Origin of the sequence: Henriciella sp. (genome assembly GCF_029937755.1) — a bacterium.
Classification (GTDB): Bacteria; Pseudomonadota; Alphaproteobacteria; order Caulobacterales; family Hyphomonadaceae; genus Henriciella.
The window spans coordinates 63,329-85,498 of sequence record NZ_JAPYPG010000003.1 but is presented as its reverse complement, the minus strand read 5'-3'; the positions used below and the strand labels follow the sequence as shown (position 1 = coordinate 85,498).

Sequence of the window (22,170 nt, the reverse complement as noted above, 5' to 3'; positions counted from 1 at the left end):
CGCTGTTTTCGGGCTGTAAGCGCCCCATTGGTAAACCGGAAATTAACCGGCAGTTTGCAATTCTTGCAAAATAGATTCTGGCACAAGAGAGGCCCTTTCCCCATGGGTATAGCAACAATGCGTCCGCATCTCTCTGAAGGTGACATCGAACGCCTGATGCGGGGCGAAACCTCTGAAGAGCGCGCTGGCATAGCGCATCGTCTTTGCCGGCGCATCGCAGCCGACCCGTTAACGGATGCCGAACGCCTGCATGCTGAGGAGATCATCAAGATTCTCGCTGAGGACGCTGCCGACCTCGTGCGCAGGACCCTTTCGGTGACTCTTAAGAACTCACCCCGTTTGCCAAGGGATGTGGCGCTTCGCCTTGCTCAGGATATCGAGGCAGTTGCCCTGCCAGTGCTGGAGTTCTCCCCGGCCTTCACGGACGACGACCTGATCGAGCTAGTACTTGCCGTTACCCCACCGAAACAGGCCGCTATTGCCGGGCGGGAAACCGTAAATCCAGAGCTTACATCGCTCATCGCCGAACATGGCGCCGCCGAGGCCGTGAGTGTTTTGTCCCGTAACCGTGGGGCTTCATGGACAAACGCGGCATACGAGCATTCCCTTCGTCGATTTGCGGATAATGAAGATATCAAGGAAGGTCTGATCAGCCGCGAACAAATCCCGGTTCATATCGCTGAGAAGCTGGTCTCGCTGGTCTCGGGACAGACCTTTGACCTGCTGGTCAATAAACACGAACTGCCGGCGCAGGTGGCGATTGATCTGGCCGCTGGTGCCCGTGAGCGTGCAACAATCGACCTCGTCGAGCAGGCGGATCGCACGCATGACATGGAGCAATTTGTCCACCAGCTCGATCTGAATGGCCGGCTCACTTATTCGCTTATCATGCGAGCGCTTTGCGTTGGTCATATGAAATTTGTCGAGCACGCTCTGGCAGTGCTGTCCGGCGTACCTCACAATCGTGTCTGGATGATGGTCCATGATGCTGGGCCGCGGGGCCTTGCCGCCGTTTTCGATCGTGCCGGCTTGCCGCGCAAGCTGCTACCGGCCTTCAAGGCTGCCGTAACCGTCTTCCATGAGACGGAGCTGGATGGTGGTGCGAATGACAAGGCACGGTTCCGTTCGCGTATGATCGAACGCGTGCTGACGCAGTTCCAGGCCATCCCGAAGGACGACCTCGACTATCTTCTTGAGAAACTCGATATCTATTCAGAGCAGGCTGACGCACAGGAAGAGGCGGCAGAGGAACCCGGGCGCTACATCAGCAACGGCTAGGCGTCCGACGTCGGGCGCAGGGCCAGTTCAACGCCGATTTCAGCCAGCTCATACCCGTCACGGTAGCGAGCTCTTTCTGCAATTACGGACATGCCGCAGGCGACAGCTGCCTCAACCCGCTTCATCAGGTCGTCTTCACGGAAGAGGTTTCGGGCATCGACGCGGACGGTATCCAGCATCAGGCGTAGCGCGGTATCCAGCGGCGTATTCCAGGATCGTGTGGCGATGACCCCGAGACGGAAGCCGCGGCGGCGCAGCGCTTCGATGCTGCGGGTCACGTCCCGTTTTGACTGGGCGAGGGAAGCATCGCTTACCTCGATGCAGATCTCTTGCGGAAGCAGGCGCGAGCGCGCTGCAGCCGCCTCGCAAGCCGCTGGTGTGTCTGGATGCATCATGGCGGCAACGGGCGCTTCGATGTGGATCGGGCGAACATCCATGTCAGTCACGCGGGCGCGTACGGCCAGATCCTCGATCGTGTTGGCGAGCCACTTGGCCGGGCTCTCGGCCTCGGAAACAAGTCCCGACGGTCCAAACGCCGCGAATTCTTCGAAACGCCTGGACGACTCGGCAGTGGCGCAAACCACATCGCCTTTGACAAGATGGACCACCGGCTCAAACCGCAGGAGGCGTGTGGCCTCTGTGATCGTTCCGGTCGATTGAACGCGCATTCTGGCGTGTTGCATGTCTCACCTGTCTCTGTGATTGTCGGGAAAAGAAAACCTACTGGAACAAGGTTGAAATCAGGCGCACGATGAACGCCAGATTTTCTTCAAATTTTCCAGAAGTTTGGGAGGAATGATTTGAGCCAGAACGCTGCGGAGCCGAAGCTGTCCGCGACAATACTGCTGCTTCGGGATGCGCCAGACCTTCAGGTCCTGATGGTCAAGCGCCACTACGAGATCGATTTCGCAGCCGGAGCCCTGGTGTTCCCGGGTGGAAAAACACATGAAGAAGATGCCGTCGAAGACTGGAACGAGCTTACCGACGGAGACTTCGAGGGGGCTGAACTTGCTGCACGCGTGGCCGCAATCCGTGAAGCATTTGAGGAATCCGGCGTGCTCCTCGCTCGTCCCAAATCGAAGCGCGGTGAAGGCCAGGCGCTGGTTGGTGCTGACATTGCCCAGAAGCTGGAACCTCATCGAGGTCCAATTGATCGGCGTGAAGCAAGCTTTGTCGAACTCCTTCGGGACAACGGGCTCGTCCTGGCGCTGGATACGCTCGTACACTTCGGTCACTGGATCACGCCCGACATGATGCCAAAGCGCTTCGATACGCATTTCTATCTGGCGCCGACACCACCGGAGCAGCTTGCGAGCCATGATGGCCGCGAAACCACGGAGACGGCGTGGCTCTCGCCACAGCTGGCGTTGGACATGGCCGATGCCGGAGAGGCCACCATTATCTTTCCGACCCGTATGAACCTGGGAAAACTTGCCGAGTGCCAGAGCGTTCCGACAGCGATTAACCGGTTCAAATCTGAGGGTGTGGTCACGGTCCTTCCGTTGGTGGGAAAGGATGAAAGGGGCAACCCGTGTCTGCACATACCTGCCGAAGCAGGGTACATGCAAACAACGGAACCACTCGAACGCGTGGCCAACGTTGCCAAGCGCTAGCTACAGGATGCCTAGCGCTTGAAGCCCATCGGCCGCTCGCTCTCATCGAGTGACAGATACCGGTCACGAAGCTTTGTTTGCCGGCTTTCAAGCGATTGTTCGACGCCATTGACATAGACGTGCGTCGGCGCGCTCATGACTTCGAGGGGATCTCCGTCCCAGATCACCAGATCGCCCACGCTTCCGGTCTCCAGCGTTCCTATGTCATCGAGCCCGTAGATAGTGGCAGGGGCAGATGTAATCGCGCGCATAGCGTCTTCGTGAGACACGCCATTGGCAACAGCATTTCCCGCAGCCTGCAGAACCAGACGGGCCTGGTGACTGTCATCGTCGAAATAGGCAATAGCCACATTCACACCAGCCTCGATGAGGCGTTCGGCGTTCTTTTGTGTTGAGCCGAGCGCTTCGAATCGGCTGGGCAGGTTCGCATAAGGGTCGAGAATGACTGGAATGCCGGCCTCTGCGAGGTCTTCGGCGATCATCCAGCCCTCACGAGCACTCACCAGAGCAATGTTGAGAGCCTGGTTGTCATTTTTGAGATCGATAACCTTCCGGATGTCACTAGCGCGGTCAACGGCGACAAGAATGAGCTGGTCGCCGCGGGCAGCCGGAGCGAGGGCCTGAGCATCCAGACGGCCAAGCGCATCGCCTTCATCGGAAGCAATATAGCGGGCAGGGAATGTACGCGCGTCAGCGAGGGCAGCTCGCAAGGTCGCCCAGGCGGCAGCGCGTGATCCTCCGGTGAGGCCGGCACCGCCTTCACCGAGATTGATGAATGTGAAGGCCTTTTCTTCGGTAATGGAATCCGGTTCGCCTGACGTATCGGCGATAAAACCCTGCCCAGCGAACATGGATGAGCCGAATCCCGGAGCGACCGCTATCCGCGTAACGCCTTCAGTCCGCGTGACCGGAACGGTCGTGGCCAAGGGATTGAATGCATCGGAAAGCTGCAGGGCCGGCCCAAAGGTCGACATTGGAGCGGCCGTGTCATTGGTGGTGTCCTCAGCACCGACTTCAACGATGCCTACACGACTGAACGCCGAAAAGATGCCGGGCGTGACCCAGGCGCCTTCAGCATCTATAGCCTCGACACCCGAGGGTACTGAGGCCTCGTCGCCTGCAGCCGTCACCTTTCCATCACGGATGACGACAGTGGCCCCCTCGACAAGTTCTTCCCCGGTCCACAGCTTCGCATTGGTAACTGCGACTGTCTGAGCTTCAGCCATAACGGCGATGCAGGCGGTGGCGACACAGGCAGATAGAAAGGTCCTGATCATTTCATGTCTCCTTCACCAGGCTGGCCAAGTTCGAAGTCGGTAACGGGATTGAAGTCCGGATTGTCACGGTCGAACATCAACGCGCCGTCGACATAGACCTTTTCGGCTTGCGAATAGACGCTGAATGGATCGCCAGACCAGACGACAACATCAGCATCCTTGCCCGCCTCCAATGAGCCGGTTTGGTCAAAGATGCCCAGCGATTTTGCTGGATTGGCAGATAACCAGGTCCAGGCGTCAGCTTTTGAAATGTCGATCCCGACCCTCCTGCCGTCGGCAAGAGCCTTCGCAGCTTCTTGGTTCAGGCGCTGGATCCCGATATCGCTGTCGGAGTGGACAATGGCGCAGGCGCCGGCCTGATGCACGAGCGGAATATTCTCCCGAATGCCGTCATAAGCTTCCATTTTGAAGCCCCACCAGTCTGCCCACATGGAAGAACAGATTTCTTCCTCAGCCAGCTTGTCGGCAATCTTGTAGCTTTCGACTGCGTGATGAAATGCGGTGATCTTGTAGCCGAACTCTTTCGACATATCGATGATCTGGGCCATTTCGTCGGCACGGTAGCAGTGCATATGGACAAGGATATCGCCATCGAGAACACCCTTCAGGGTGTCCAGCTCAAGGTCGCGGGTTGGCATGTCGCCGCCCTCGTCTTCCCACTTGTCCCATTTGCGCTTGTATTCCTGCGCCTGGATCCAGGAAGAGCGGTATCCAGCCAGGTTACCCATACGGGAATAGGGGGAACCGCCCGGAAAGCGGCCGCCACCATAGCCATAGACCCTTTTAGGATTCTCGCCGCACGCCATCTTCAATGTGTAGGGCGCGTCAGGAAACTTCATGCCCTGGACCGTTCGGGAAAGGACGTTCTTCACAATGACGCCCCGTCCGCCGAAAAGGTTGGCGGAGCCAGGCAAAATCTGCAGCGAGGTGACGCCACCAGCCAGTGCCCGGGTAAAGCCGGGGTCCTGGGGCCAGGCGCCATGCTCGGCCCAGACCTCTGCTGTAACGGGCGCAGAGATCTCGTTGCCGTCCTGCAGAGAGCTGACACTCGGAGAGGGATAGACGCCGAGATGGGAGTGATTGTCGATGATGCCCGGTGTCACGACCTTGTCTGAAGCATCGATCACTTCGACATCGTCGCTAACCTCGAGGTTCTCGCCGAGTTCGGCGATGTTTCCATCCCGCAGCAGCACATCGTAATGCTCAAAAACACTGCCAAGGCCATCATAGACGGTAGCGTCTTGAAGCAAGATCGGATTGGAAGGATACGGCTCGTAAGTTGACGGGTAAGGGTCCTTGTTGAAGGCCGCTTCCTGGTTTTGGTTGCTTTTGTCGTTTTCAGAATCGTTTCCACCGCACGCGGCTGCGCTCATTAGCAACACCGCAGCGCCAGCGATCCGCAAGGCATGTTTCATTGAGGCCCCTCTGCCAGCAATACTTGCCGGAATAGTGCGCGGTTCGCGACTAGTTTCAATGGCGGGCTGGCAGATTCTCAGCAGAATTGTTCTGGTTGACTTTCTTGGGAAGAGAACGGGCCAGAACAGCATACCCAAACTGCCGCAACCGGGAGACAGCGCCAAATTCGCTAACCGCGATCTGATCTATACGCCGCTTCAGGCGGCCAGTGGCGGAGTTGTCGGCATCAGCGCCAACAAGTTGCCAGACACGTCTGTTCAGCTTCTGTCGCAGCGCCCCGATCCCCTTACCGGTGGCCCAGGCGGGCTGAACGGGCCGGTCAGCATTCGAGAAGTATTTCTTGTAGTGATCGTGGCCATTCGCGAGGTCGTAGGTTTCAAGGCCCATGTCCTGCATTGTCTCAAGCACACTCATCAGCAGGAGATTGCCAGGAGAAAAATGACGGAATGCTGGATTGAACGCGGCAATCCATGGATGGAACGATGTCGCAACCCGAATGCCGAAATGACCGCTGATGAGGGTGTCGCCGAGCCACAATGCAGTGTGGAACGCGTAGGGGCTGAGTGCGACGGCATCCAGCATTTGACGGGACTGGGTTGCCGAAGTGAGATCGACAAGACCGGTTTGCCTGAACTGCGCCCGCTTGTATTCAAGCAGCGTTGCGAGGGTGGCAGTGTCGGGAGCGCCCCAGTCAAAGCGTAGCGTTCCAGCCTCGCGTTCGAGCTGATTACGTAGCCGGCGGAAATTCTTGAAACGCTTCGAGTGCTTTGACCTTTGCTCCTCTATCAGGTCCTGAGGATTTGAAGTATCGACTCGGATGACGTGACTGTCAGTCTTGCCACTTGGTTCGACTGGGCCCTCCATGAGTCCCCAAGGGTCCGGCATGGCATTGGTCGAGAAGGCTGCGATTCCGGCCGCGGCGAGCATATCCGAAAGGGAGAGTTCACAGTCGACAGTGCGGACCGGCCCCGTATAATCCGCAAACGGCGTCCCCAAAGGTCTTGCGAGTCCGTCCGGTCTAAGGTGAATGGGGAGCACTGCTTTGATAGCATCGCCCTTACGCACCAGTACGACGCGGACATCCTGGCGGATGCCGGCAATGACATAAGTAAATTCGGGGGTGAGAAGGGCGCTGTCGTAATCAGCATGCTGGCGGCAGAGGCTCCGCCACGCATCGAGATCTGTCGCTGACAGGTCTTCGTACTTGAATGCGATAGCTGACCATTCGTTTACATGGGAAGGTGCCGGCTTTGTCATCAAAGGGCCGGCTCCTTGATCGGTCTCGTGCAGTTCTCCGCACTCAGGTCCACCACGAAGCTTGGAGCAGTGGGTGCTTTTTTAACCTGCTTTTTTTCGGTTGTTTTGAGGAGCCGGGCAAACAGAGCTTTGCCGAAGACCTGTGCGCCGAGTTTGTCTGGGCGCTCTGGACGCGCACCGAAATCACGACGCAAACGACCATTCGCATAAAAGGCATTTGCCCTGAGGAGAGCAGGAACGGTCATGAATTCACACGACAGCGATACGTTCAACATGCTTCCGTTTTGTACGCGGTGCGGCGCGGCTTGGGGCCAGGTGAGGGCCATACCGGGCTTGAGCTGGATTTCTACTGCCTCGCTCTCGAATTCGTTACGGAAGGGCAGCCCCTCTTCCTGCTGTCGCAGCGCAATTGATTCTACTTTTTCACTGGGGGCGAACTGTTCCGACGCGGGATAGATCCAAACGGTTTTTTCACCGCGGATCTGCAGCAGGGCAACCATTGGAATGTCTAGATGATAGTGGACGTTAACACCGGGTGAGGAAATCAGAACGCCCATATCGCGCTTGAAGACCTTGTGCCCGCCTGCGTCCTGCAGCGTATCGAAGATCTGCTCGCCAATCGCGGCATAATTTTCGACCCGCTGGTTTGTAGCGCGCAGATTCAGCCAAATACGTCCGTCGCGAACAGCTGCCAGAAGTTCTTCCCCGGACAGGTCGGGAGCAACGCCCCGGATTGGCGCTTCATCGCCCTCGCCGTGCTTTGCGAACGTCCAGATGCCGAGCTGGTCGCGCGGATACGCATCGAGCAATGCTGCTAGGGAGGCATCGCAGAACGCTGGAGACTTGTGGAGGGTGTGGTTTGCCTGATGGATGGCGTTACCAAATGTCTTGCGGATATCGTTTTGCCAGTCGACCGCCATGATATGTCCCGTCCTGAAACGCTTTCCTTGCATTCGCCCATTCTATGGGGCGAAAGTTGAAGGTTCGCGTGTCAGGCGCGCAAATTCCGGACCGTGTCCTGCGGAAGCGGTTATCTAGATATCGAGATCGTCCGCGAAGTGAGCATTTTCCTGGATGAAGCGGAACCGGTGTTCGGCCTTTTTTCCCATCAAGGTATCGATGAGTTCTGCTGGCCGCAGCTCTGTTAGCTCATCCATCGAGTCCGGCAGGGTGATCCGCGCCAGTGTGCGTGTTTTGGGATCCATCGTGGTCTCTTTCAGGTGAGCTGGGTTCATCTCGCCAAGACCTTTGAACCGTCCAACCTCGACCTTCTGGTTAGGCTTGAACTCTTTTTGCATGAGCTCAGCCTTGCTCTGGTCATCCATGGCGTAGACGGACTTGCCCTTGTAGCTCAGACGGTAGAGCGGTGGCATGGCGAGATAGAGCCGTCCGCTTTCGATTAGTCCCGGCGTCATTTGATAGAAGAAAGTAATAAGCAGCGATGCGATGTGGGCCCCATCGACGTCGGCATCTGTCATGATAATGACGCGCTCATAGCGCAGGTCGTCTATGCTGAAGCGCGTCTTCAGGCCAGTGCCGAGCGCCAGCATCAGGTCTGAGAGCTCCTGATTCTTTTCAAGTTTATCGTCGGAGGCAGAGGCAACGTTCAGGATTTTGCCACGCAGCGGCAGGATGGCCTGGGTCTTCCGGTCGCGCGCCTGCTTGGCGGAGCCACCAGCCGAGTCGCCCTCAACGATAAAGAGTTCTGTGCTTTCCGGACCATTTGCTGAACAATCGGCGAGCTTGCCCGGAAGGCGAAGCTTCTTGGTGGCGGACTTGCGCTGAACATCCTTCGCCTTGCGCCGACGGGCACGTTCCTCAGCGCGTTCCATGGCCCAGTTTAGCAGTTTGTCGGATTCTTTCGGGCTGGCTGCCAGCCAATGGTCAAAACGGTCGCGAACGGCATTCTCGACAAGACGGAAAGCCGCAGTCGTGGAGAGCTTGTCCTTCGTCTGGCCGACGAATTCCGGGTTGCCAATGAACACCGAAAGAAGAATGCCAGCATACGACATGACATCGTCAGCGGTAACGGTTGAAGCTTTTTTCTGACCGGTCAGCTCACCGTAATTGCGAAGCCCCTTGGTGATCGCCGAGCGAAGACCGGCTTCGTGGGTCCCGCCGTCCGGCGTCGGGATGGTGTTGCAGTATGAACGTGAGAAACCATCGGCCTCCCCAAAGCCTGAAGCGGTCCATGCAATCGCCCACTCGACCTTGCCTTCTTCGGTTTCCACGAGACCGGAAAAGGATTCTGCCGTAATCGTGTCTTTGCCCTTGAAGACTTCATCCAGCTGGTCAGCGAGTCCATTCGGGTAAGTGAGAACCGCTTCATCGGGGATCTTCGAGTCTTCCGGAAGTAGTTCCGGGGCGCAGCTCCAGCGAACTTCCACGCCACGATAAAGGTAGGCCTTGGATCGTGCCATCTGGAAAAGACGGGCTGGACGGAAGCGCAGTTTTTCGCCAAAGATTTCCACATCTGGCTTGAAGCGAACTGATGTGCCTCGACGATTGGGCGCCGCGCCGGCAAGCTCGACCGGGCCGGTTACCTTGCCGCGTTCAAAAGATTGGACGTAAAGCTTTTTATCGCGCGCCACCTCGACATCCACACGTTCCGACAGCGCATTCACGACAGAAATGCCAACGCCATGCAGGCCACCTGCTGTTGCGTAGGCCTTGTTTGAAAATTTGCCCCCGGAGTGGAGCGTCGTCATGATGACTTCTAGTGCTGACTTGTTCGGAAATTTTGGGTGCGGATCAACGGGAATGCCCCGGCCGTTATCGACAACGGTGAGATAACCATCCTCTGCAAGGTGCACTTCGATGCGGTTGGCATGGCCCGCCACCGCTTCGTCCATGGCATTGTCGAGAATCTCTGCGAACAGGTGATGATAGGCGCGCTCATCCGTGCCGCCAATATACATGCCGGGGCGTTTGCGGACGGGCTCCAGGCCCTCGAGGACCTCGATGTCCTTTGCAGAATATCCGGATTGGTCTGGGGTCATGTTGTCGAACAGTTGCGCTTGGTTGTGGGCTGCCATCGAAGGGACTCCGTCTAGACCGACTCACCGGATTGATACGAGCCTCAATGACATGTGGAAGCTATTAATGGCGCGTTAACCCTCTCGGAAACTCACAAGAGTCTCGGTTTCAGGCAATGATATCTTTCGCGCGAGCGAAAACGGTTTCGAACATTTCAGTTGTCAGGCGACCGGTATTCGTATTGTAGCGCGAGCAGTGATAACTTGAGAGCAGGATCAGGCCATCTTGCACCGTGTATTCGCTGCCGTGACCGAATGGGTGGTCTTTCAATTTCAGACCGAGTCCCCGGACCGTTGAGTCATGGGCAATCTTTCCCAGGCACAGCAGCACCTTCAGGCGGGGCAGTGCCTTAATCCGCGACACAAGGAATGGTCTGCATTCATTGATTTCAGCCCCCACAGGTTTGTTAGCAGGAGGTACACAGCGCACGGCATTCGTGATCATTGCCCGCTTGAGGCGAAGCCCGTCATCGGGATGCGCCTGGTACGTACCTTCCGAAAAGCCGAATTTCTGTAATGTCGCGTACAGCAAATCTCCTGCCCAGTCGCCGGTAAATGGGCGTCCGGTCTTGTTCGCACCGGTTACGCCGGGCGCCAGCCCGATAACGAGAAGTTTTGCCGTTTCATCGCCAAAAGAAGGCACGGCCCCATTGAACCAATCGGGATGCTTCTCGTCATTCTCTTTTCGATAGGCGACCAGTCGCGGACAAAGAGGGCAATTTACAGGCGCTTCGGGCGGCTTGAGCCGGGCCTCAGTCATAGTCGTCCTCTTGGTTGTTGTCTGAGCTTTCAACATCGCGGCGTGGGCGTGCAATGAGTTGCGCCATGTCCGCAAGATCGATGAACACATCCGCTTCGCGCCGAAGCTCATCGGACATTGTCTGGCTTTGGCCCTTTATGGAAGAAACCACTGTGACACGAGCGCCTTTGGCTTTGGCGGCTTCGACAGCCTGCCGGAAATCTCCTTCGCCCGCGAAGAGAACAATATGATCAACATGTTCGGCGGTTTGCAGTAGGTCGATTGCGAGTTCGACGTTCATGTTGCCACGGACACGTCGACGTCCTTCGCGGTCAGTGAACTCGCGCGCGGGCTTCTTGATCACGTTGAAGCCGTTATAGGCGAGCCAGTCGACCAGCGGCCGGATGGGACTGTATTCGTCGCTCTCGACAATCGTGGTGTAGTAGTTCGCGCGCAAAAGTCTTCCGCGATCCCTGAACTCACTCAACAGCTTGCGAAAATCGATCTCCAGATTCAGTGCTCGTGCCGTTGCGTAAAGGCCTGCGCCGTCAATGAAAAGCGCAATGCGCTCGTCTTTGTAAAAAACCATCAAATATATCCGTCATCAAAATCGATCTCTGAATACATGTAAGCCTATGAGCGAACTGCGTTTCAGGCAACAAGCCGGGTTGTATTGCTGTGGTGCAGCGCATATAAAAATCGGCTACAGGAGATTTCCCCTATGGCACGCGTTACTGTTGAAGACTGCATTGAGCAGGTTCCGAACCGGTTTGACCTCATTCTCGTGGCCGCGCAGCGCGCCCGTATGATCCGTGAAGGCTCCCCGCTGACTGTGGATCGTGACAACGACAAGGACCCTGTCGTTGCCCTTCGTGAGATTGCGGAGCGTTCCGTTTCGCTTGATGTCGTCCGCGAGGGTTTGATCGCCAACCTTCAGGAAGTTCGCCCGGGCGAGGAAGAAGAGCGCGAGGCTGACAAGGCGGCTCTCGAGGCAGCTCCGGCTGCCAGCGAGGAAGACGTTATGCGTGCTTACCAGGCCGAGCTCGAATCGGGGCGTGACGACAGGTTCTAGGCTGGCATGGCAAGTGCGACCGTAGCTACTTCTGACCGGTCGCCCGCAAATATGGAGCGGCGCGAAAGTGGCGCTCCGCCTGACGTTCCGACCGCAGACGATCTGATCAACGCCGTCAAGGCATACCATCCGGATGTGGATAGTGTACGCCTTGCGGGCGCATATGCTTTCGCGAAAGAAAAACACGGCGAGCAACTGCGTCAGTCCGGCGATCCCTATTATACCCATCCCGTCCAGGTCGCCATGCTACTTGCGGTCATCCGTCTGGATGAGTGCACCATCATGGCTGGCTTGCTCCACGATACGGTTGAAGACTGCGACGTATCGCTGGCTGAGATTGACGAGCGCTTTGGTACCGATGTGGCTGAGCTTGTTGATGGTGTCACGAAGCTCGGAAAACTCGATTACAAGTCTGAAAAATCCAAGCAGGCCGAGAACTTCCAGAAATTCATTCTCGCAACGGTTCAGGATGTTCGCGTCTTGCTCGTTAAACTGGCAGACCGGCTGCACAATATGCGGACGTTGCATTTTGTGCCCAAGGAAAGCTCGCGCCTGCGGATCGCAGGCGAAACGATGGAGATTTACGCGCCTCTTGCCAGACGGGTTGGCCTTTACGCCGTCGCTTCGGAGCTTGAGGATCTGGCCTTCCATCATGTTAATCCCGCAGCTCGTGACAGTATCGTCAAGAAGCTGGAGGAACTCACGTCCGAGAACGCAGACGACCTTGAGCGGATCCGGTTTGCGATCAAACAGATCGTTGCTGAAAGGGGGATAGAGGCGCGCGTAAAGGGGCGGCGCAAGCAGCCGTATTCCATCTGGCGGAAGCTGGAGAAAAAATCGATCTCCTTCCGGGACGTCGCTGATATTTTTGCTTTTCGGATTATCGTTTCAGACGTTGAAGAATGCTACCGGCTGCTCGGCGCGTTCCATACGGTTTGGGCCTGTCTTCCGGACCGGTTTCGCGACTTCATCTCGGTTCCTAAGCCGAATGGTTATGCCTCACTGCACACCACTGTGCGGGCATCAGGCAACCGTCTGGTCGAACTTCAGATACGCACCGAAGCGATGGACGAAACGGCCGAGCGCGGCGTTGCGGCACACTGGACCTATAAGAATAGCGAATACGGGTTTGACCTGGAATCATCCAAGGCGGCAGGTCTGGACCCCGGGGCGAACTTGCGTGCCTTCGGTGAATTGCTTGCAGACGGTGCTGAGCCCGATGAATTTCTCGAGCATGCCAAGCTCGAAATGTATCGTGAGCACGTTTTTGCGTTTACCCCCAAAGGCCGGCTGATCATTCTGCCGGGTGGAGCAATGCCGTTAGATTTTGCGTATGCGGTTCATACAGCCGTAGGGGACACATGTGATGGGGCCAAGATTAATGGCGTTATACGCACGCTTCGCACGCCTCTTAAGAACGGCGATGTAGTCGAGATCCTTCGGCGCGAGGAAGCCCGCCCCGTCGTGGGCTGGGAAGCGTTGACGATTACGGGCCGGGCACGCTCGGCCATTCGCAGGCTAATCCGTGACCGTGAGCAGGCTGAATTCGTTAAGCTCGGGCGCACGCTCATCGACCGTGACCTGCGCAGGGCTGGGCTTGATCCCTTCGAGGTGGATCTGCCGCGTGTTGCGCGTCGCGCAGATTTCGAGACCGCCGAGGCGCTTGCTGAAGCGATCGGACGGGGTCGGTATGACACTGCGGATTTCATCCGCACAGTCTTTCCGGGCTATGAGCCGGTGCAATCCATTCCGGCAGACCGCACCGTGCTTGATGACAGCCATGCTAGCCGCATGATTGCAGGTGAAGACCTGACGCCAGGCGTGACGCTTCATCTCGGTGAGTGCTGCCATCCAATCCCTGGGGACCGCATCATTGGCTTGCGAGAGCCGGAAAAGGGGCTGGTCATTCATACGATCTACTGCCGACAGGTCGCCGAATATGAGGATCGGCCGGACCTCTGGGTCGATCTGCGCTGGAATGATGTTGCCCGGCAGGGGGTCGTGGCGGTCGGCCGCATCAATGTGCGTGCAGTTAACAAGCGCGGTGTCATGGCAAGCCAGTGCTCAGCCATTGCGCAGGCGGGCGGAAATATCACGCGTGTAGAAACCGGCGAGCGGACCCAGGATTTTCTTCAGCTCGTCTTCGATATCGAGGTTGAGGACCTGCGCCATCTGGAGCAGATAAAGGCGGCATTGCGCGCGCTCGCTGTCGTGGAGAGCGTTGATCGGATTGAGGAGGCTGCCAATTGACCAGCGATGAGGTGCTAGAAGTTTTTCGCGAAGCAGGCGCACTTCTTGAGGGTCATTTCATCCTGTCATCAGGCCGTCGCAGCCCCGTTTTTCTGCAAAAGGCTCTGGTCTTTTCGCAACCGGAATTGTCAGCAAAGCTTTGTGCTGCGCTAGCGGAAAGAGTCAAAGAAACGTTCGGCGATATCGACGTTGTTGCCGGACCGGCGGTTGGCGGCATCATTCCCGGATATGAGCTTGCCCGCCAGCTTGGGTGCCGATCGATATTCGCGGAGCGTGTCGATGGACAGCTAACGTTCCGGCGCGGGTTCTCAATATACGAAGGTGACCGCGTCCTGATCGCCGAAGACATCGTGACTACCGGCTTGTCATTCCGCGAAACTGTTGAAGCCCTGAACGATTTGCCTGGGACCGTAGTCGGCGGCTCCTGCGTTATCGACCGGTCAAACGGCAAAGCAGATGTTGGTTGCAAGCTGGTTTCTCTGGCCAGGGTCGATTTTCCCGACTACGCGCCGACGGATTTGCCGCCGGAGCTCGAAGCGATACCGGCCACCAAGCCTGGCAGTCGCGGGCTCGCCTAGCGCAAGGATAATTCCATGATCATCGGCATGGGAAACGACATGTGCAATATCGAGCGCATCGAACGCTCGATTGTCCGTTTTGGAGAGCGCTTCAAGCAGCGCTGCTTTACGGAAACGGAGATCGCCCTTGCTGAGCGGCGTCGGCGGAGCGCCGAAACGTATGCCAAGCGGTTCGCTGCCAAGGAAGCCTGCGCAAAGGCACTTGGTACTGGCGTGCCGCGGCGCGGAGTGCACTGGAAGCATATGGGTGTGGTCAACCTGCCTACAGGTAAGCCAACTATGGCGCTGACCCACGGTGCCGCCGAAAGACTGTCGGCGATGATGCCGGAAGGACATGAAGCCATCATTCATCTGACGATTACGGATGATCATCCGTGGGCGTCAGCGGTTGTCATCATCGAAGCGATGCCGATAAAGACCGCTCCATGAAGAGAAGTCGTCCTAAACGTACCCGTCTACGCGCGTCCGGTAAGGCTGCGCGTAGACGCCGTCCTGAGCTTGATAATGAGCAGCGAGCCGACATCGAGGCCCGCATTGGTCATGTATTCAAGGACGTTGACTGGCTCAACCGCGCGCTCACCCATCCCAGTCTAATCGACAATTATGATGGCGACGCACAGTTCTCGAACCAGCGTCTGGAATTCCTGGGAGACCGCATTCTTGGCCTAGTTATGGCAGAGATGCTGATCGCGAAATTCCCAGCAGAGAGGGAAGGGTATCTCACAAAAATCTTCCACCAGCTCGTCAGCGGGGAAGCGTGTGCCGAAGTGGGCGAAGCTCTTGGTCTCCGGCCCTTCCTTTTCCTCGATTCGTCAATGGAGAAGAACAAGCGCGGTAGTTACGATAAGAGCGTGGCTGATGCCGTCGAGGCGATCATCGCGGCCATTTACAGGGATGGCGGGCTTGATGCGGCCCGTGGTTTCATAAGCCGGAACTGGGTGTTGGACCTTGTTGATCGCGAGGTTTCACAGCAGAACCCGAAGACACGGCTCAGTGACTGGTGTGGTGCCAATCGCGCGCCGTATGCCGTTTATGATATTGTTGACAGAGCCGGGCCGGACCACGAACCCGTTTTCAAGGTTCGAGCACGTGTCGACGGAATCGGCGAAGCGATTGAAACGGGTCGGTCGCGGCAGGAGGCAGAAATGGCTGCCGCAGACAGATTGTTGAGAGAACTCCAGCGAAATGACTGACATGGAAGACGAGATCAGACGGGCGGGATTTGCCGCTATCATAGGAGCTCCGAACGCTGGCAAGTCGACGCTCACCAATGCAATGGTCGGTACGAAGGTCGCCATCGTGACGCACAAGGTTCAGACGACGCGATTCCCCGTAAGAGGCATCGCGCACGCAGACGGCGCGCAGATTGTGATCGTTGACACGCCGGGCATCTTCGGCGCCAAGAAGCGCCTCGACCGTGCGATGGTGCGCGCGGCCTGGTCGGGGGCTGATGATGCGGACGCGGTTGTCCATCTGATTGATGCGGCGGCATGGATCGCTGTTCAGGAAGAGAAGGCAACCGCTGCACAAAAGAAGTCCGTCGAAGATGACCGCGCGGTCATTGAAACGCTGAAGCATACAGGCCGCAAGGTGATGCTCGCGCTAAACAAGATCGACCTCTTCGCGCACGACCAGATTCTGCCGTTGATGGCGGAATTCAATGAGAGTGGTGTCTACGCCGAGATATTCATGATTTCGGCCGAAAACGGTGATGGCGTTGCACAACTCATGTCCGCGATCGCGGCAGCAATGCCAGAGGGCGGGCCGCTCTATCCACCTGAGCAGTCCGCAGATATCCCGATGCAATTGCTTGCAGCCGAGATTACCCGTGAAAAGCTAATGCTACGCCTCCATGAAGAATTGCCTTACCAGCTGACCGTCGAGGCTGAGGTCTGGGAGAATTTCAAGAACGGTGACGTGAAGATCCAGCAGGCGGTGATCGTTGGACGCGAGTCTCACAAATCGATGGTGCTCGGGAAGAATGGGCAGACAATCAAGGCGGTCAGCAAGGCTGCGCGCAAGGAATTGAGCGAGCTACTGGATCGGCGTGTTCATCTTTTCCTGTTCGTGAAAGTCGACGAAAAATGGCAAGAGCGCCGCGAGTCCTACGCAACACTGGGGCTGGAGTTTGACGCCTGATGCAATGGCGCGATGAGGGTCTGATCCTCGGCGGGCGCAAATTTGGAGAGAGCGGCCTGATCCTGGATGTGCTGACACGCACAAGGGGCAGGCGATCAGGCCTTGTCTATGGGGGCGCGTCCCGGCGAAAGCGCGGACAGTTCGAGCCAGGTAACTCTGTCGAGCTGTCATGGTCGGGCCGGCTTGAAGAGCAGCTTGGGCGTTTTGACGTTGCCGAGGCCACCAAACAGCGCGCGTCACGCTTGCTCGACCTGCCTGATGCGTTGGCTGCGGTCGCCGCGACTTGTGCCATTCTACGAGGGGCGCTCAATGAAGGCGATGAAGCGGGTTCTGCGCTTTACGATGCGACACTCCTGCTTCTGGATAGCCTGGAGGAAGATGATCTCTGGCCTGCGCTCTATGTGCGCTGGGAGCTGGGCCTCCTGTCCGCGCTTGGCTTTGGGTTGGACCTTGAGGCGTGTGCAATCAGCGGCTGGAATGATGGGCTAACCCACGTATCTCCGCGCACTGGGCGGGCCGTGCGCGGTTCGGAAGCCGAGGACTATGTTGATCGGCTCTTCACTTTACCTTCCTTCCTTATCGATCCTGCGGGGGAGGCGAGCCAGCACGATATTGTGGCAGGGTTGGAGCTGACAGGTTTTTTTGTGGAGCGCAGGCTCTTCCATGCGGTCAACAAGGATCTACCCGAATCTCGCCGCCGGCTGATGACAAGGTTTCTGCGCCGCGGCTAACGACAGAGGGTGCCACCGCCCATGTCGAAGTGAAAGTGATCGGCGTGGGCGGCGTTGTAGTCCGGGCTCAGAACGACCGAAAATACCTTGCAGGCGCCATCATGAACGGCCTCGAGAAATTCGCCACGCTCGCTATCTTCCCGCCAGTGAGCTCTTACATCGATTTCGCGCCCGTCCTGCAGACGAAAGCCTCGAATGTCTATGGCATTCGCCCGTGCATGCTCACTCGGCCGGTTTGTCCCGGCAACATTGCGGCAGGAGAAGCTGCCATAGGTCAGCACCTCCTCGACAGGAGACCCGAGTATTTTATCGGCCAGTGCGCCGACAACATCGTGCTCCCAGATGTAAAGCGCAGACGTGGTCGCGCAGCTCATCCGCAAGGGCGCGACCGAGTAGGGGTAGTTTGACTGGTTCAGCACGAGCGCTTCACTCAACGGACAGCGATCTGTCCCAGCATCGTCCTCAAGGGGAGAGTAGGCAATGCTGGCCTTGTCGAGAAGCGAGTAGCAGAGGTCTGCATCGCCTTTGATGCGTTCAAGCTTGAAATGGGTAGCCACGCCGATCGGGTCATCAAGGTCGATCGGCCGAAGCGGATTGTGTTGCGGTGGTAGATAACGGTTCAGGATCAGGATCGCCAGAATGACGGTAGCGACAACGCCCAGCTGCTTTATCGTGCGTCTCAGCGTGTTGTTCATTCCTTAACCAATCGGGCCTTTCTGTTAACGTAATTCTGCGCGCTGTGATTCTGTTCAGCCGCCCGCATCGATCCGATCTAAGGAGCCGACATGTCCGACGTTCTGGACCACGAAGATGGCAATATTATCAACGAACCGTTGAGCGAAGCGCTGACCAAGCGTTATCTCGCCTACGCGCTTTCGACGATTACCTCTCGTGCCTTGCCTGATGTGCGCGACGGGTTGAAGCCTGTCCAGCGTCGTATCCTGTACGGTATGCGGGAACTGAAGCTGGATCCCGATGCCGGTTATCGCAAGTGCGCCAAGATTGTCGGCGACGTTATGGGTAACTACCACCCGCACGGCGACAGCGCGATTTATGACACGCTCGTGCGTCTCGCGCAGAACTTCTCTGTCCGCTATCCGCTGGTGGATGGGCAGGGGAACTTCGGCAACATCGATGGCGATAGCGCGGCAGCGTACCGCTATACGGAAGCCCGTATGACAGAAGCTGCCAAGCTGATGCTTGAGGGCCTCAACGAGGACGCGGTCGACTTCAAGGACAACTATTCCGAAACGGATACCGAACCTGTTGTCCTGCCGGCGGGTTATCCGAACCTGCTGGCCAATGGCGCAACCGGTATCGCTGTCGGTATGGCAACATCCATACCCCCTCACAACGTCGCCGAAGTCATCGATGCAGCCCTCCTGCTGATTGATAATAAGGATACGCCGCTAACGGAGCTCATGAATGTCATGCCGGGACCAGACTTCCCGACCGGTGGGGTGATTGTCGAGCCGCGTAGCGCGATCCGAGAAGCTTATGAGACAGGCAGGGGCGGGTTCAGGGTTCGCGCCCGATGGCACACCGAGGACCTCGGACGCGGGACCTGGCAGATCGTAGTCACGGAGATCCCCTTCCAGGTTCAGAAATCTCGTCTCATCGAAAAGCTTGCCGAACTGATTGAGACCAAAAAGGCGCCGCTGCTCAGCGACGTGAAGGACGAGAGCGCCGACGATATCCGTATCGTGCTGGAACCGCGAGCCAAGACGGTCGAGCCCGATGTGTTGATGGAGAGCCTGTTCAAAAGCTGCGATCTGGAATCGCGTTTCCCGATGAACATGAATGTTCTTCATAGGGGCGCCCCGCGCGTAATGGGCCTGAGAGATGTGCTTCAGGCCTATCTCGACCACCGCCGGGAAGTGGTTGTTCGCCGGGCAGAGTTCCGCCTCGACAAGATCGAGAAGCGCCTTCACCTGCTGGATGGATATCTGATCGCCTATCTCAACATTGATGAAGTGATCCGGATCATCCGTGAAGAGGATGAACCGAAACAGGTGATGATGGAGCGCTTTGGCATCACGGATATCCAGGCCGAAGCCATTCTCAATCTCCGGCTGCGTGCCCTTCGCAAGCTCGAAGAGATGGAAATCAAGCGCGAGCATGACAACCTCTCGAAAGAGCGCGAGGATATCCAGGCACTTATTGGTTCGACGCGGCGGCAGTGGACAAAGGTCGCCAAGGAATTGAAGGAAGCCCGCAAGTCGTTCGACCCGGATTCCGAGTTGGGCCGTCGCAGAGCCGCATTTGAGGATGCACCGGAGATTGATCTCTCTGCCGCCCTGGAAGCATCGACGCCGAGGGAGCCATTGACGGTCGTCCTTTCTTCCATGGGCTGGATTCGAGGCATGAAGGGGCACGGGCTCGACCTTGAAGCGACAAAGTTCAAGGACGGAGACTCGCTGTACAAGAGCGAGGAAGTCTACACGACAGACAAGATCGTGCTCCTCGCAAGTGATGGCCGTGCATTCACGCTAAACTGTGACAAGCTTCCCAGTGGGCGCGGCCATGGTGAGCCAATCCGGTTGTCGATTGATCTTGAAGACAATGTCGACATCGTTGCGATGTTCAAGCTTGAGCCAGAACGCAAGCGGCTCGTTGCTTCCGATATTGGCTATGGCTTTATCGTGCCGGAAAAAGAGCTGGAATCTAACCGCAAGGCGGGAAAATCCGCGGTGAATACCGGCGGTGGGGCTCTCGTGGTCTGTGAAGTTGTTTCCGGCGACCACATTGCCGTCATTGGCAGCAACAAGAAAATGCTTGTCTTCCCACTGGACGAGTTGCCGGAAATGCCGCGCGGCAAGGGCGTCAAGCTTCAGACCTATCGCGGCAAGGATCAGCTGGCTGACGCGATGACTTTCTTCCGGGAAGACGGGCTGTTCGTGCGGGACGCGGCTGGCCGATCACGTGGATTCCCGGAATGGGAAGACTGGCTCGGCAAGCGCGCGCAAGCGGGCAAGGTTGCTCCCAAAGGCTTCCCTAAGTCAGGACGGTTCAACGGATAACTTGCCACAGGTTCAGGCTGGGGCTAGTCAGGATTCAGGACGAATAATGAGGGTGGAGGTCCTTGAATGACGGTACTTTATATCCTGCTCGGGGCACTCGCCATCGTCGCAGTCTTCCTGATCGGGATTTACAATGCTCTCGTCTCGAAGAAGCAGCGCTGTAATCAGGCGTTCGCCGACATCGATGTGCAGCTGAAGCAGCGTCAGAACCTGATCCCGAACCTGGTCGAGACCGTCAAGGGCTATGCGTCTCACGAACGCGAGACGCTGCAGGAAGTCATCGATGCGCGAAATTCAGCCGTAGCAGCCGAGTCCCCAGGCGACATGGCGCAGGCAGAAGGTATGCTGACAAGTGCGCTCGGCAAGCTTTTCGCGCTTTCTGAGGCCTATCCAGACTTGAAGGCGAACGAGAACTTCAAGGACTTGCAAGATGAGCTGTCAGTGATTGAGGACAAGCTTGCTGCGGCCCGTCGTTTCTACAATGCTGCCGTGCAGGACTACAACACTTCGCGCGAACAGTTCCCGAATTCCATCGTGGCTGGGATGTTCAACTTCCCGCCAAGGGAATTCTTTGATCTGGGCGGCGACCGGACGGCGCTATCCACTCCGCCGGAAGTGAAGTTCTAAACGCGCGTCTCAAACCAGTTTTTCAGGCGCTTTATCGCTTCGCGCGTCTCGTCCTGCGAAACCGCGAAGCTTATCCGAATATATCGGTGGCCGTTGGCAGGATCGAAGTCGATACCGGGCGCGAGGACGACTCCTGTGTCCCTGAGCACATCCTTACAGAGTGACATGCTATCATCGCTGAATCGCTCGACATTGGTATAAATATAGAATGCGCCATCCGGGGGCGCGATTTCGTCCAGACCCATCTTTGGCAGGGCGTCCAGAAGGAGATCACGGTTCCTGCGGTATGTGTCGAGATGGGCTTCCAGCTCTTCTCTCTCGTCCAAGGCGATGAGAGCCGCATGCTGCGCAAGTGAGGGTGCCGTCAGGAAAAGGATCCCAGTGTAGGCGGCGGCCTTTTCAGCGTAGCTTTCCGGGGAAAGCAACCAGCCCAGGCGCCAGCCGGCCATGCTGAAATACTTCGAGAAGCTGTTGATTACGAAAGCTTCGGGCTCGAATTCCAGGATCGAATGCGTCGGGCGCGTGTAGCTCAGGCCGTGATAGATTTCATCGGAGATGATCGTTATGTCTCGTTCGCGGCAGACCAGCGCAATGGCTTCAAGTTCCTCGGCGGACATGATCGTGCCCGTAGGGTTGGCCGGACTGGCCAGGATCAGTCCTTGCGGTGCTGGAGCCAGTGCCGCGATACGATCGGCTGTTAGCGAAAACCTCGTATCGGCTCCACAATCCAATTCGAGAGCGGTCATGCCCAGCGCCTTGACCGTGTTGCGATAGGAAACATAGCCTGGCCGCGCCATGGCAATGGTGTCACCGGCGGAAAAGCGGCAGGTCAGCGCTGATACCAGCGCAGCCGAAGCACCAGCCGTGATGGCAATACGTCCCGGACGCACAGTGACACCATATGTTTCGTCATAATGCTGGCAGAGGCGCTTTTTCAGCGGGAGGCTTTCCCAGTAGCCCAATGCATTCGACGCGAGAACATTTTTGGCTTTTTCCAGCGCGCGGGCTGGTGCGCCAGTGGAGGGTTGTCCGAATTCCATATGAATGATCGAGCGGCCCTGATCTTTCAGCTCATGCGCAAGTCTGCTGATGGATATGGCATGAAACGGATCAATCTCGACGCCCATCTGGACTGCGC

21 protein-coding genes are annotated in these 22,170 nt (G+C 57.3%); 11 read left to right on the top strand and 10 right to left on the bottom strand.

Features of this window, described 5'->3' with window-relative positions; translation table 11 throughout:
• The first annotated feature begins 102 nt into the window (after positions 1–102).
• Entirely contained in the window at positions 103–1,278 is a 1,176-nt protein-coding gene (locus Q1K29_RS08050) for a DUF2336 domain-containing protein (RefSeq protein ID WP_300393063.1), read from the top strand.
• Here Q1K29_RS08050 and Q1K29_RS08045 read toward each other — a convergent pair.
• Positions 1,275–1,961: an EAL domain-containing protein gene (locus tag Q1K29_RS08045; protein WP_300393061.1), complete on the bottom strand. Its 687-nt coding sequence runs from the start codon at positions 1,959–1,961 to the stop codon at positions 1,275–1,277. The genes Q1K29_RS08050 and Q1K29_RS08045 overlap by 4 nt on opposite strands.
• Positions 1,962–2,078: 117 nt before the next feature.
• Between Q1K29_RS08045 and Q1K29_RS08040 the strand changes: the two genes are divergently transcribed.
• Positions 2,079–2,891 (top strand): NUDIX hydrolase, encoded by an 813-nt coding sequence (locus Q1K29_RS08040; protein WP_300393058.1) that lies wholly within the window; start codon positions 2,079–2,081, stop codon positions 2,889–2,891.
• A gap of 11 nt (positions 2,892–2,902) precedes the next feature.
• Here Q1K29_RS08040 and Q1K29_RS08035 read toward each other — a convergent pair whose 3' ends face one another.
• The 7 genes from Q1K29_RS08035 to Q1K29_RS08005 form a co-directional block, all read right to left on the bottom strand.
• Positions 2,903–4,168, bottom strand: coding sequence for an amidohydrolase family protein (locus Q1K29_RS08035; RefSeq protein WP_300393055.1), 1,266 nt, complete (start codon positions 4,166–4,168; stop codon positions 2,903–2,905).
• Entirely contained in the window at positions 4,165–5,583 is a 1,419-nt protein-coding gene (locus Q1K29_RS08030; RefSeq protein ID WP_300393053.1) for an amidohydrolase, read from the bottom strand. Before Q1K29_RS08030 ends, Q1K29_RS08035 begins: the two co-directional genes overlap by 4 nt.
• Positions 5,584–5,638: 55 nt before the next feature.
• Positions 5,639–6,841 carry a GNAT family N-acetyltransferase gene (locus Q1K29_RS08025; RefSeq protein ID WP_300393050.1) on the bottom strand — a complete coding sequence of 401 codons (1,203 nt, stop codon included), beginning with the start codon at positions 6,839–6,841 and terminating at the stop codon, positions 5,639–5,641.
• Entirely contained in the window at positions 6,841–7,761 is a 921-nt protein-coding gene (locus Q1K29_RS08020) for a hypothetical protein (RefSeq protein ID WP_300393047.1), read from the bottom strand. Before Q1K29_RS08020 ends, Q1K29_RS08025 begins: the two co-directional genes overlap by 1 nt.
• A 114-nt stretch (positions 7,762–7,875) precedes the next feature.
• Complete coding sequence (gene parE, locus Q1K29_RS08015) at positions 7,876–9,876, bottom strand: DNA topoisomerase IV subunit B (protein ID WP_300393044.1); 2,001 nt, start codon at positions 9,874–9,876, stop codon at positions 7,876–7,878.
• Between the two features lie 109 nt (positions 9,877–9,985).
• Positions 9,986–10,636: a uracil-DNA glycosylase gene (locus tag Q1K29_RS08010; RefSeq protein ID WP_300393042.1), complete on the bottom strand. Its 651-nt coding sequence runs from the start codon at positions 10,634–10,636 to the stop codon at positions 9,986–9,988.
• On the bottom strand, positions 10,629–11,204 hold the full coding sequence (locus Q1K29_RS08005; protein ID WP_300393039.1) for an NYN domain-containing protein: 576 nt from the start codon (positions 11,202–11,204) through the stop codon (positions 10,629–10,631). Before Q1K29_RS08005 ends, Q1K29_RS08010 begins: the two co-directional genes overlap by 8 nt.
• A gap of 132 nt (positions 11,205–11,336) precedes the next feature.
• Between Q1K29_RS08005 and rpoZ the strand changes: the two genes are divergently transcribed.
• The 7 genes from rpoZ to recO are packed head-to-tail and all read left to right on the top strand — an operon-like array spanning position 11,337 to position 17,385.
• Entirely contained in the window at positions 11,337–11,687 is a 351-nt protein-coding gene (gene rpoZ, locus Q1K29_RS08000; protein WP_300393036.1) for a DNA-directed RNA polymerase subunit omega, read from the top strand.
• Between the two features lie 6 nt (positions 11,688–11,693).
• The gene (locus Q1K29_RS07995) at positions 11,694–13,937 is read left to right on the top strand and encodes a bifunctional (p)ppGpp synthetase/guanosine-3',5'-bis(diphosphate) 3'-pyrophosphohydrolase (RefSeq protein ID WP_300393033.1); all 2,244 of its coding nucleotides are present in this window, start codon (positions 11,694–11,696) and stop codon (positions 13,935–13,937) included.
• Positions 13,934–14,515 (top strand): orotate phosphoribosyltransferase, encoded by a 582-nt coding sequence (gene pyrE, locus Q1K29_RS07990; RefSeq protein ID WP_300393030.1) that lies wholly within the window; start codon positions 13,934–13,936, stop codon positions 14,513–14,515. Before Q1K29_RS07995 ends, pyrE begins: the two co-directional genes overlap by 4 nt.
• A gap of 15 nt (positions 14,516–14,530) precedes the next feature.
• The gene (gene acpS / locus Q1K29_RS07985; RefSeq protein WP_300393028.1) at positions 14,531–14,944 is read left to right on the top strand and encodes a holo-ACP synthase; all 414 of its coding nucleotides are present in this window, start codon (positions 14,531–14,533) and stop codon (positions 14,942–14,944) included.
• Complete coding sequence (rnc, locus tag Q1K29_RS07980; RefSeq protein WP_300393025.1) at positions 14,890–15,708, top strand: ribonuclease III; 819 nt, start codon at positions 14,890–14,892, stop codon at positions 15,706–15,708. The genes acpS and rnc overlap by 55 nt, the downstream gene beginning before the upstream one ends.
• Entirely contained in the window at positions 15,701–16,654 is a 954-nt protein-coding gene (era, locus tag Q1K29_RS07975) for a GTPase Era (protein WP_300393023.1), read from the top strand. Before rnc ends, era begins: the two co-directional genes overlap by 8 nt.
• Positions 16,654–17,385 (top strand): DNA repair protein RecO, encoded by a 732-nt coding sequence (gene recO / locus Q1K29_RS07970; protein ID WP_300393020.1) that lies wholly within the window; start codon positions 16,654–16,656, stop codon positions 17,383–17,385. The genes era and recO overlap by 1 nt, the downstream gene beginning before the upstream one ends.
• Here recO and Q1K29_RS07965 read toward each other — a convergent pair.
• Entirely contained in the window at positions 17,382–18,080 is a 699-nt protein-coding gene (locus Q1K29_RS07965) for an extensin family protein (protein ID WP_300393017.1), read from the bottom strand. The two genes, recO and Q1K29_RS07965, sit on opposite strands and share 4 nt — an antisense overlap.
• A gap of 90 nt (positions 18,081–18,170) precedes the next feature.
• Here Q1K29_RS07965 and parC point away from each other — a divergent pair, with 90 nt between their 5' ends.
• Together parC and Q1K29_RS07955 are read left to right on the top strand one after the other, a co-directional pair.
• Positions 18,171–20,405 (top strand): DNA topoisomerase IV subunit A, encoded by a 2,235-nt coding sequence (gene parC / locus Q1K29_RS07960; protein WP_300393014.1) that lies wholly within the window; start codon positions 18,171–18,173, stop codon positions 20,403–20,405.
• 66 nt (positions 20,406–20,471) lie between these two features.
• Complete coding sequence (locus Q1K29_RS07955; RefSeq protein ID WP_300393011.1) at positions 20,472–21,032, top strand: LemA family protein; 561 nt, start codon at positions 20,472–20,474, stop codon at positions 21,030–21,032.
• Here the strand turns inward: Q1K29_RS07955 and Q1K29_RS07950 are convergent.
• Complete coding sequence (locus Q1K29_RS07950; protein WP_300393008.1) at positions 21,029–22,159, bottom strand: aminotransferase class I/II-fold pyridoxal phosphate-dependent enzyme; 1,131 nt, start codon at positions 22,157–22,159, stop codon at positions 21,029–21,031. The two genes, Q1K29_RS07955 and Q1K29_RS07950, sit on opposite strands and share 4 nt — an antisense overlap.
• Positions 22,160–22,170 lie beyond the last annotated feature (11 nt).

Coding starts and splice junctions, on each gene's coding strand:
- Q1K29_RS08050 (WP_300393063.1), top strand. CDS start 103: ATGGGTATAGCAACAATGCGTCCGCATCTCTCTGAAGGTGACATCGAA.
- Q1K29_RS08045 (WP_300393061.1), bottom strand. CDS start 1,961: ATGCAACACGCCAGAATGCGCGTTCAATCGACCGGAACGATCACAGAG.
- Q1K29_RS08035 (WP_300393055.1), bottom strand. CDS start 4,168: ATGATCAGGACCTTTCTATCTGCCTGTGTCGCCACCGCCTGCATCGCC.
- Q1K29_RS08030 (WP_300393053.1), bottom strand. CDS start 5,583: ATGAAACATGCCTTGCGGATCGCTGGCGCTGCGGTGTTGCTAATGAGC.
- Q1K29_RS08025 (WP_300393050.1), bottom strand. CDS start 6,841: ATGACAAAGCCGGCACCTTCCCATGTAAACGAATGGTCAGCTATCGCA.
- Q1K29_RS08020 (WP_300393047.1), bottom strand. CDS start 7,761: ATGGCGGTCGACTGGCAAAACGATATCCGCAAGACATTTGGTAACGCC.
- parE (WP_300393044.1), bottom strand. CDS start 9,876: ATGGCAGCCCACAACCAAGCGCAACTGTTCGACAACATGACCCCAGAC.
- Q1K29_RS08010 (WP_300393042.1), bottom strand. CDS start 10,636: ATGACTGAGGCCCGGCTCAAGCCGCCCGAAGCGCCTGTAAATTGCCCT.
- Q1K29_RS08005 (WP_300393039.1), bottom strand. CDS start 11,204: ATGGTTTTTTACAAAGACGAGCGCATTGCGCTTTTCATTGACGGCGCA.
- rpoZ (WP_300393036.1), top strand. CDS start 11,337: ATGGCACGCGTTACTGTTGAAGACTGCATTGAGCAGGTTCCGAACCGG.
- Q1K29_RS07995 (WP_300393033.1), top strand. CDS start 11,694: ATGGCAAGTGCGACCGTAGCTACTTCTGACCGGTCGCCCGCAAATATG.
- acpS (WP_300393028.1), top strand. CDS start 14,531: ATGATCATCGGCATGGGAAACGACATGTGCAATATCGAGCGCATCGAA.
- era (WP_300393023.1), top strand. CDS start 15,701: ATGACTGACATGGAAGACGAGATCAGACGGGCGGGATTTGCCGCTATC.
- recO (WP_300393020.1), top strand. CDS start 16,654: ATGCAATGGCGCGATGAGGGTCTGATCCTCGGCGGGCGCAAATTTGGA.
- Q1K29_RS07965 (WP_300393017.1), bottom strand. CDS start 18,080: ATGAACAACACGCTGAGACGCACGATAAAGCAGCTGGGCGTTGTCGCT.
- parC (WP_300393014.1), top strand. CDS start 18,171: ATGTCCGACGTTCTGGACCACGAAGATGGCAATATTATCAACGAACCG.
- Q1K29_RS07955 (WP_300393011.1), top strand. CDS start 20,472: ATGACGGTACTTTATATCCTGCTCGGGGCACTCGCCATCGTCGCAGTC.
- Q1K29_RS07950 (WP_300393008.1), bottom strand. CDS start 22,159: ATGGGCGTCGAGATTGATCCGTTTCATGCCATATCCATCAGCAGACTT.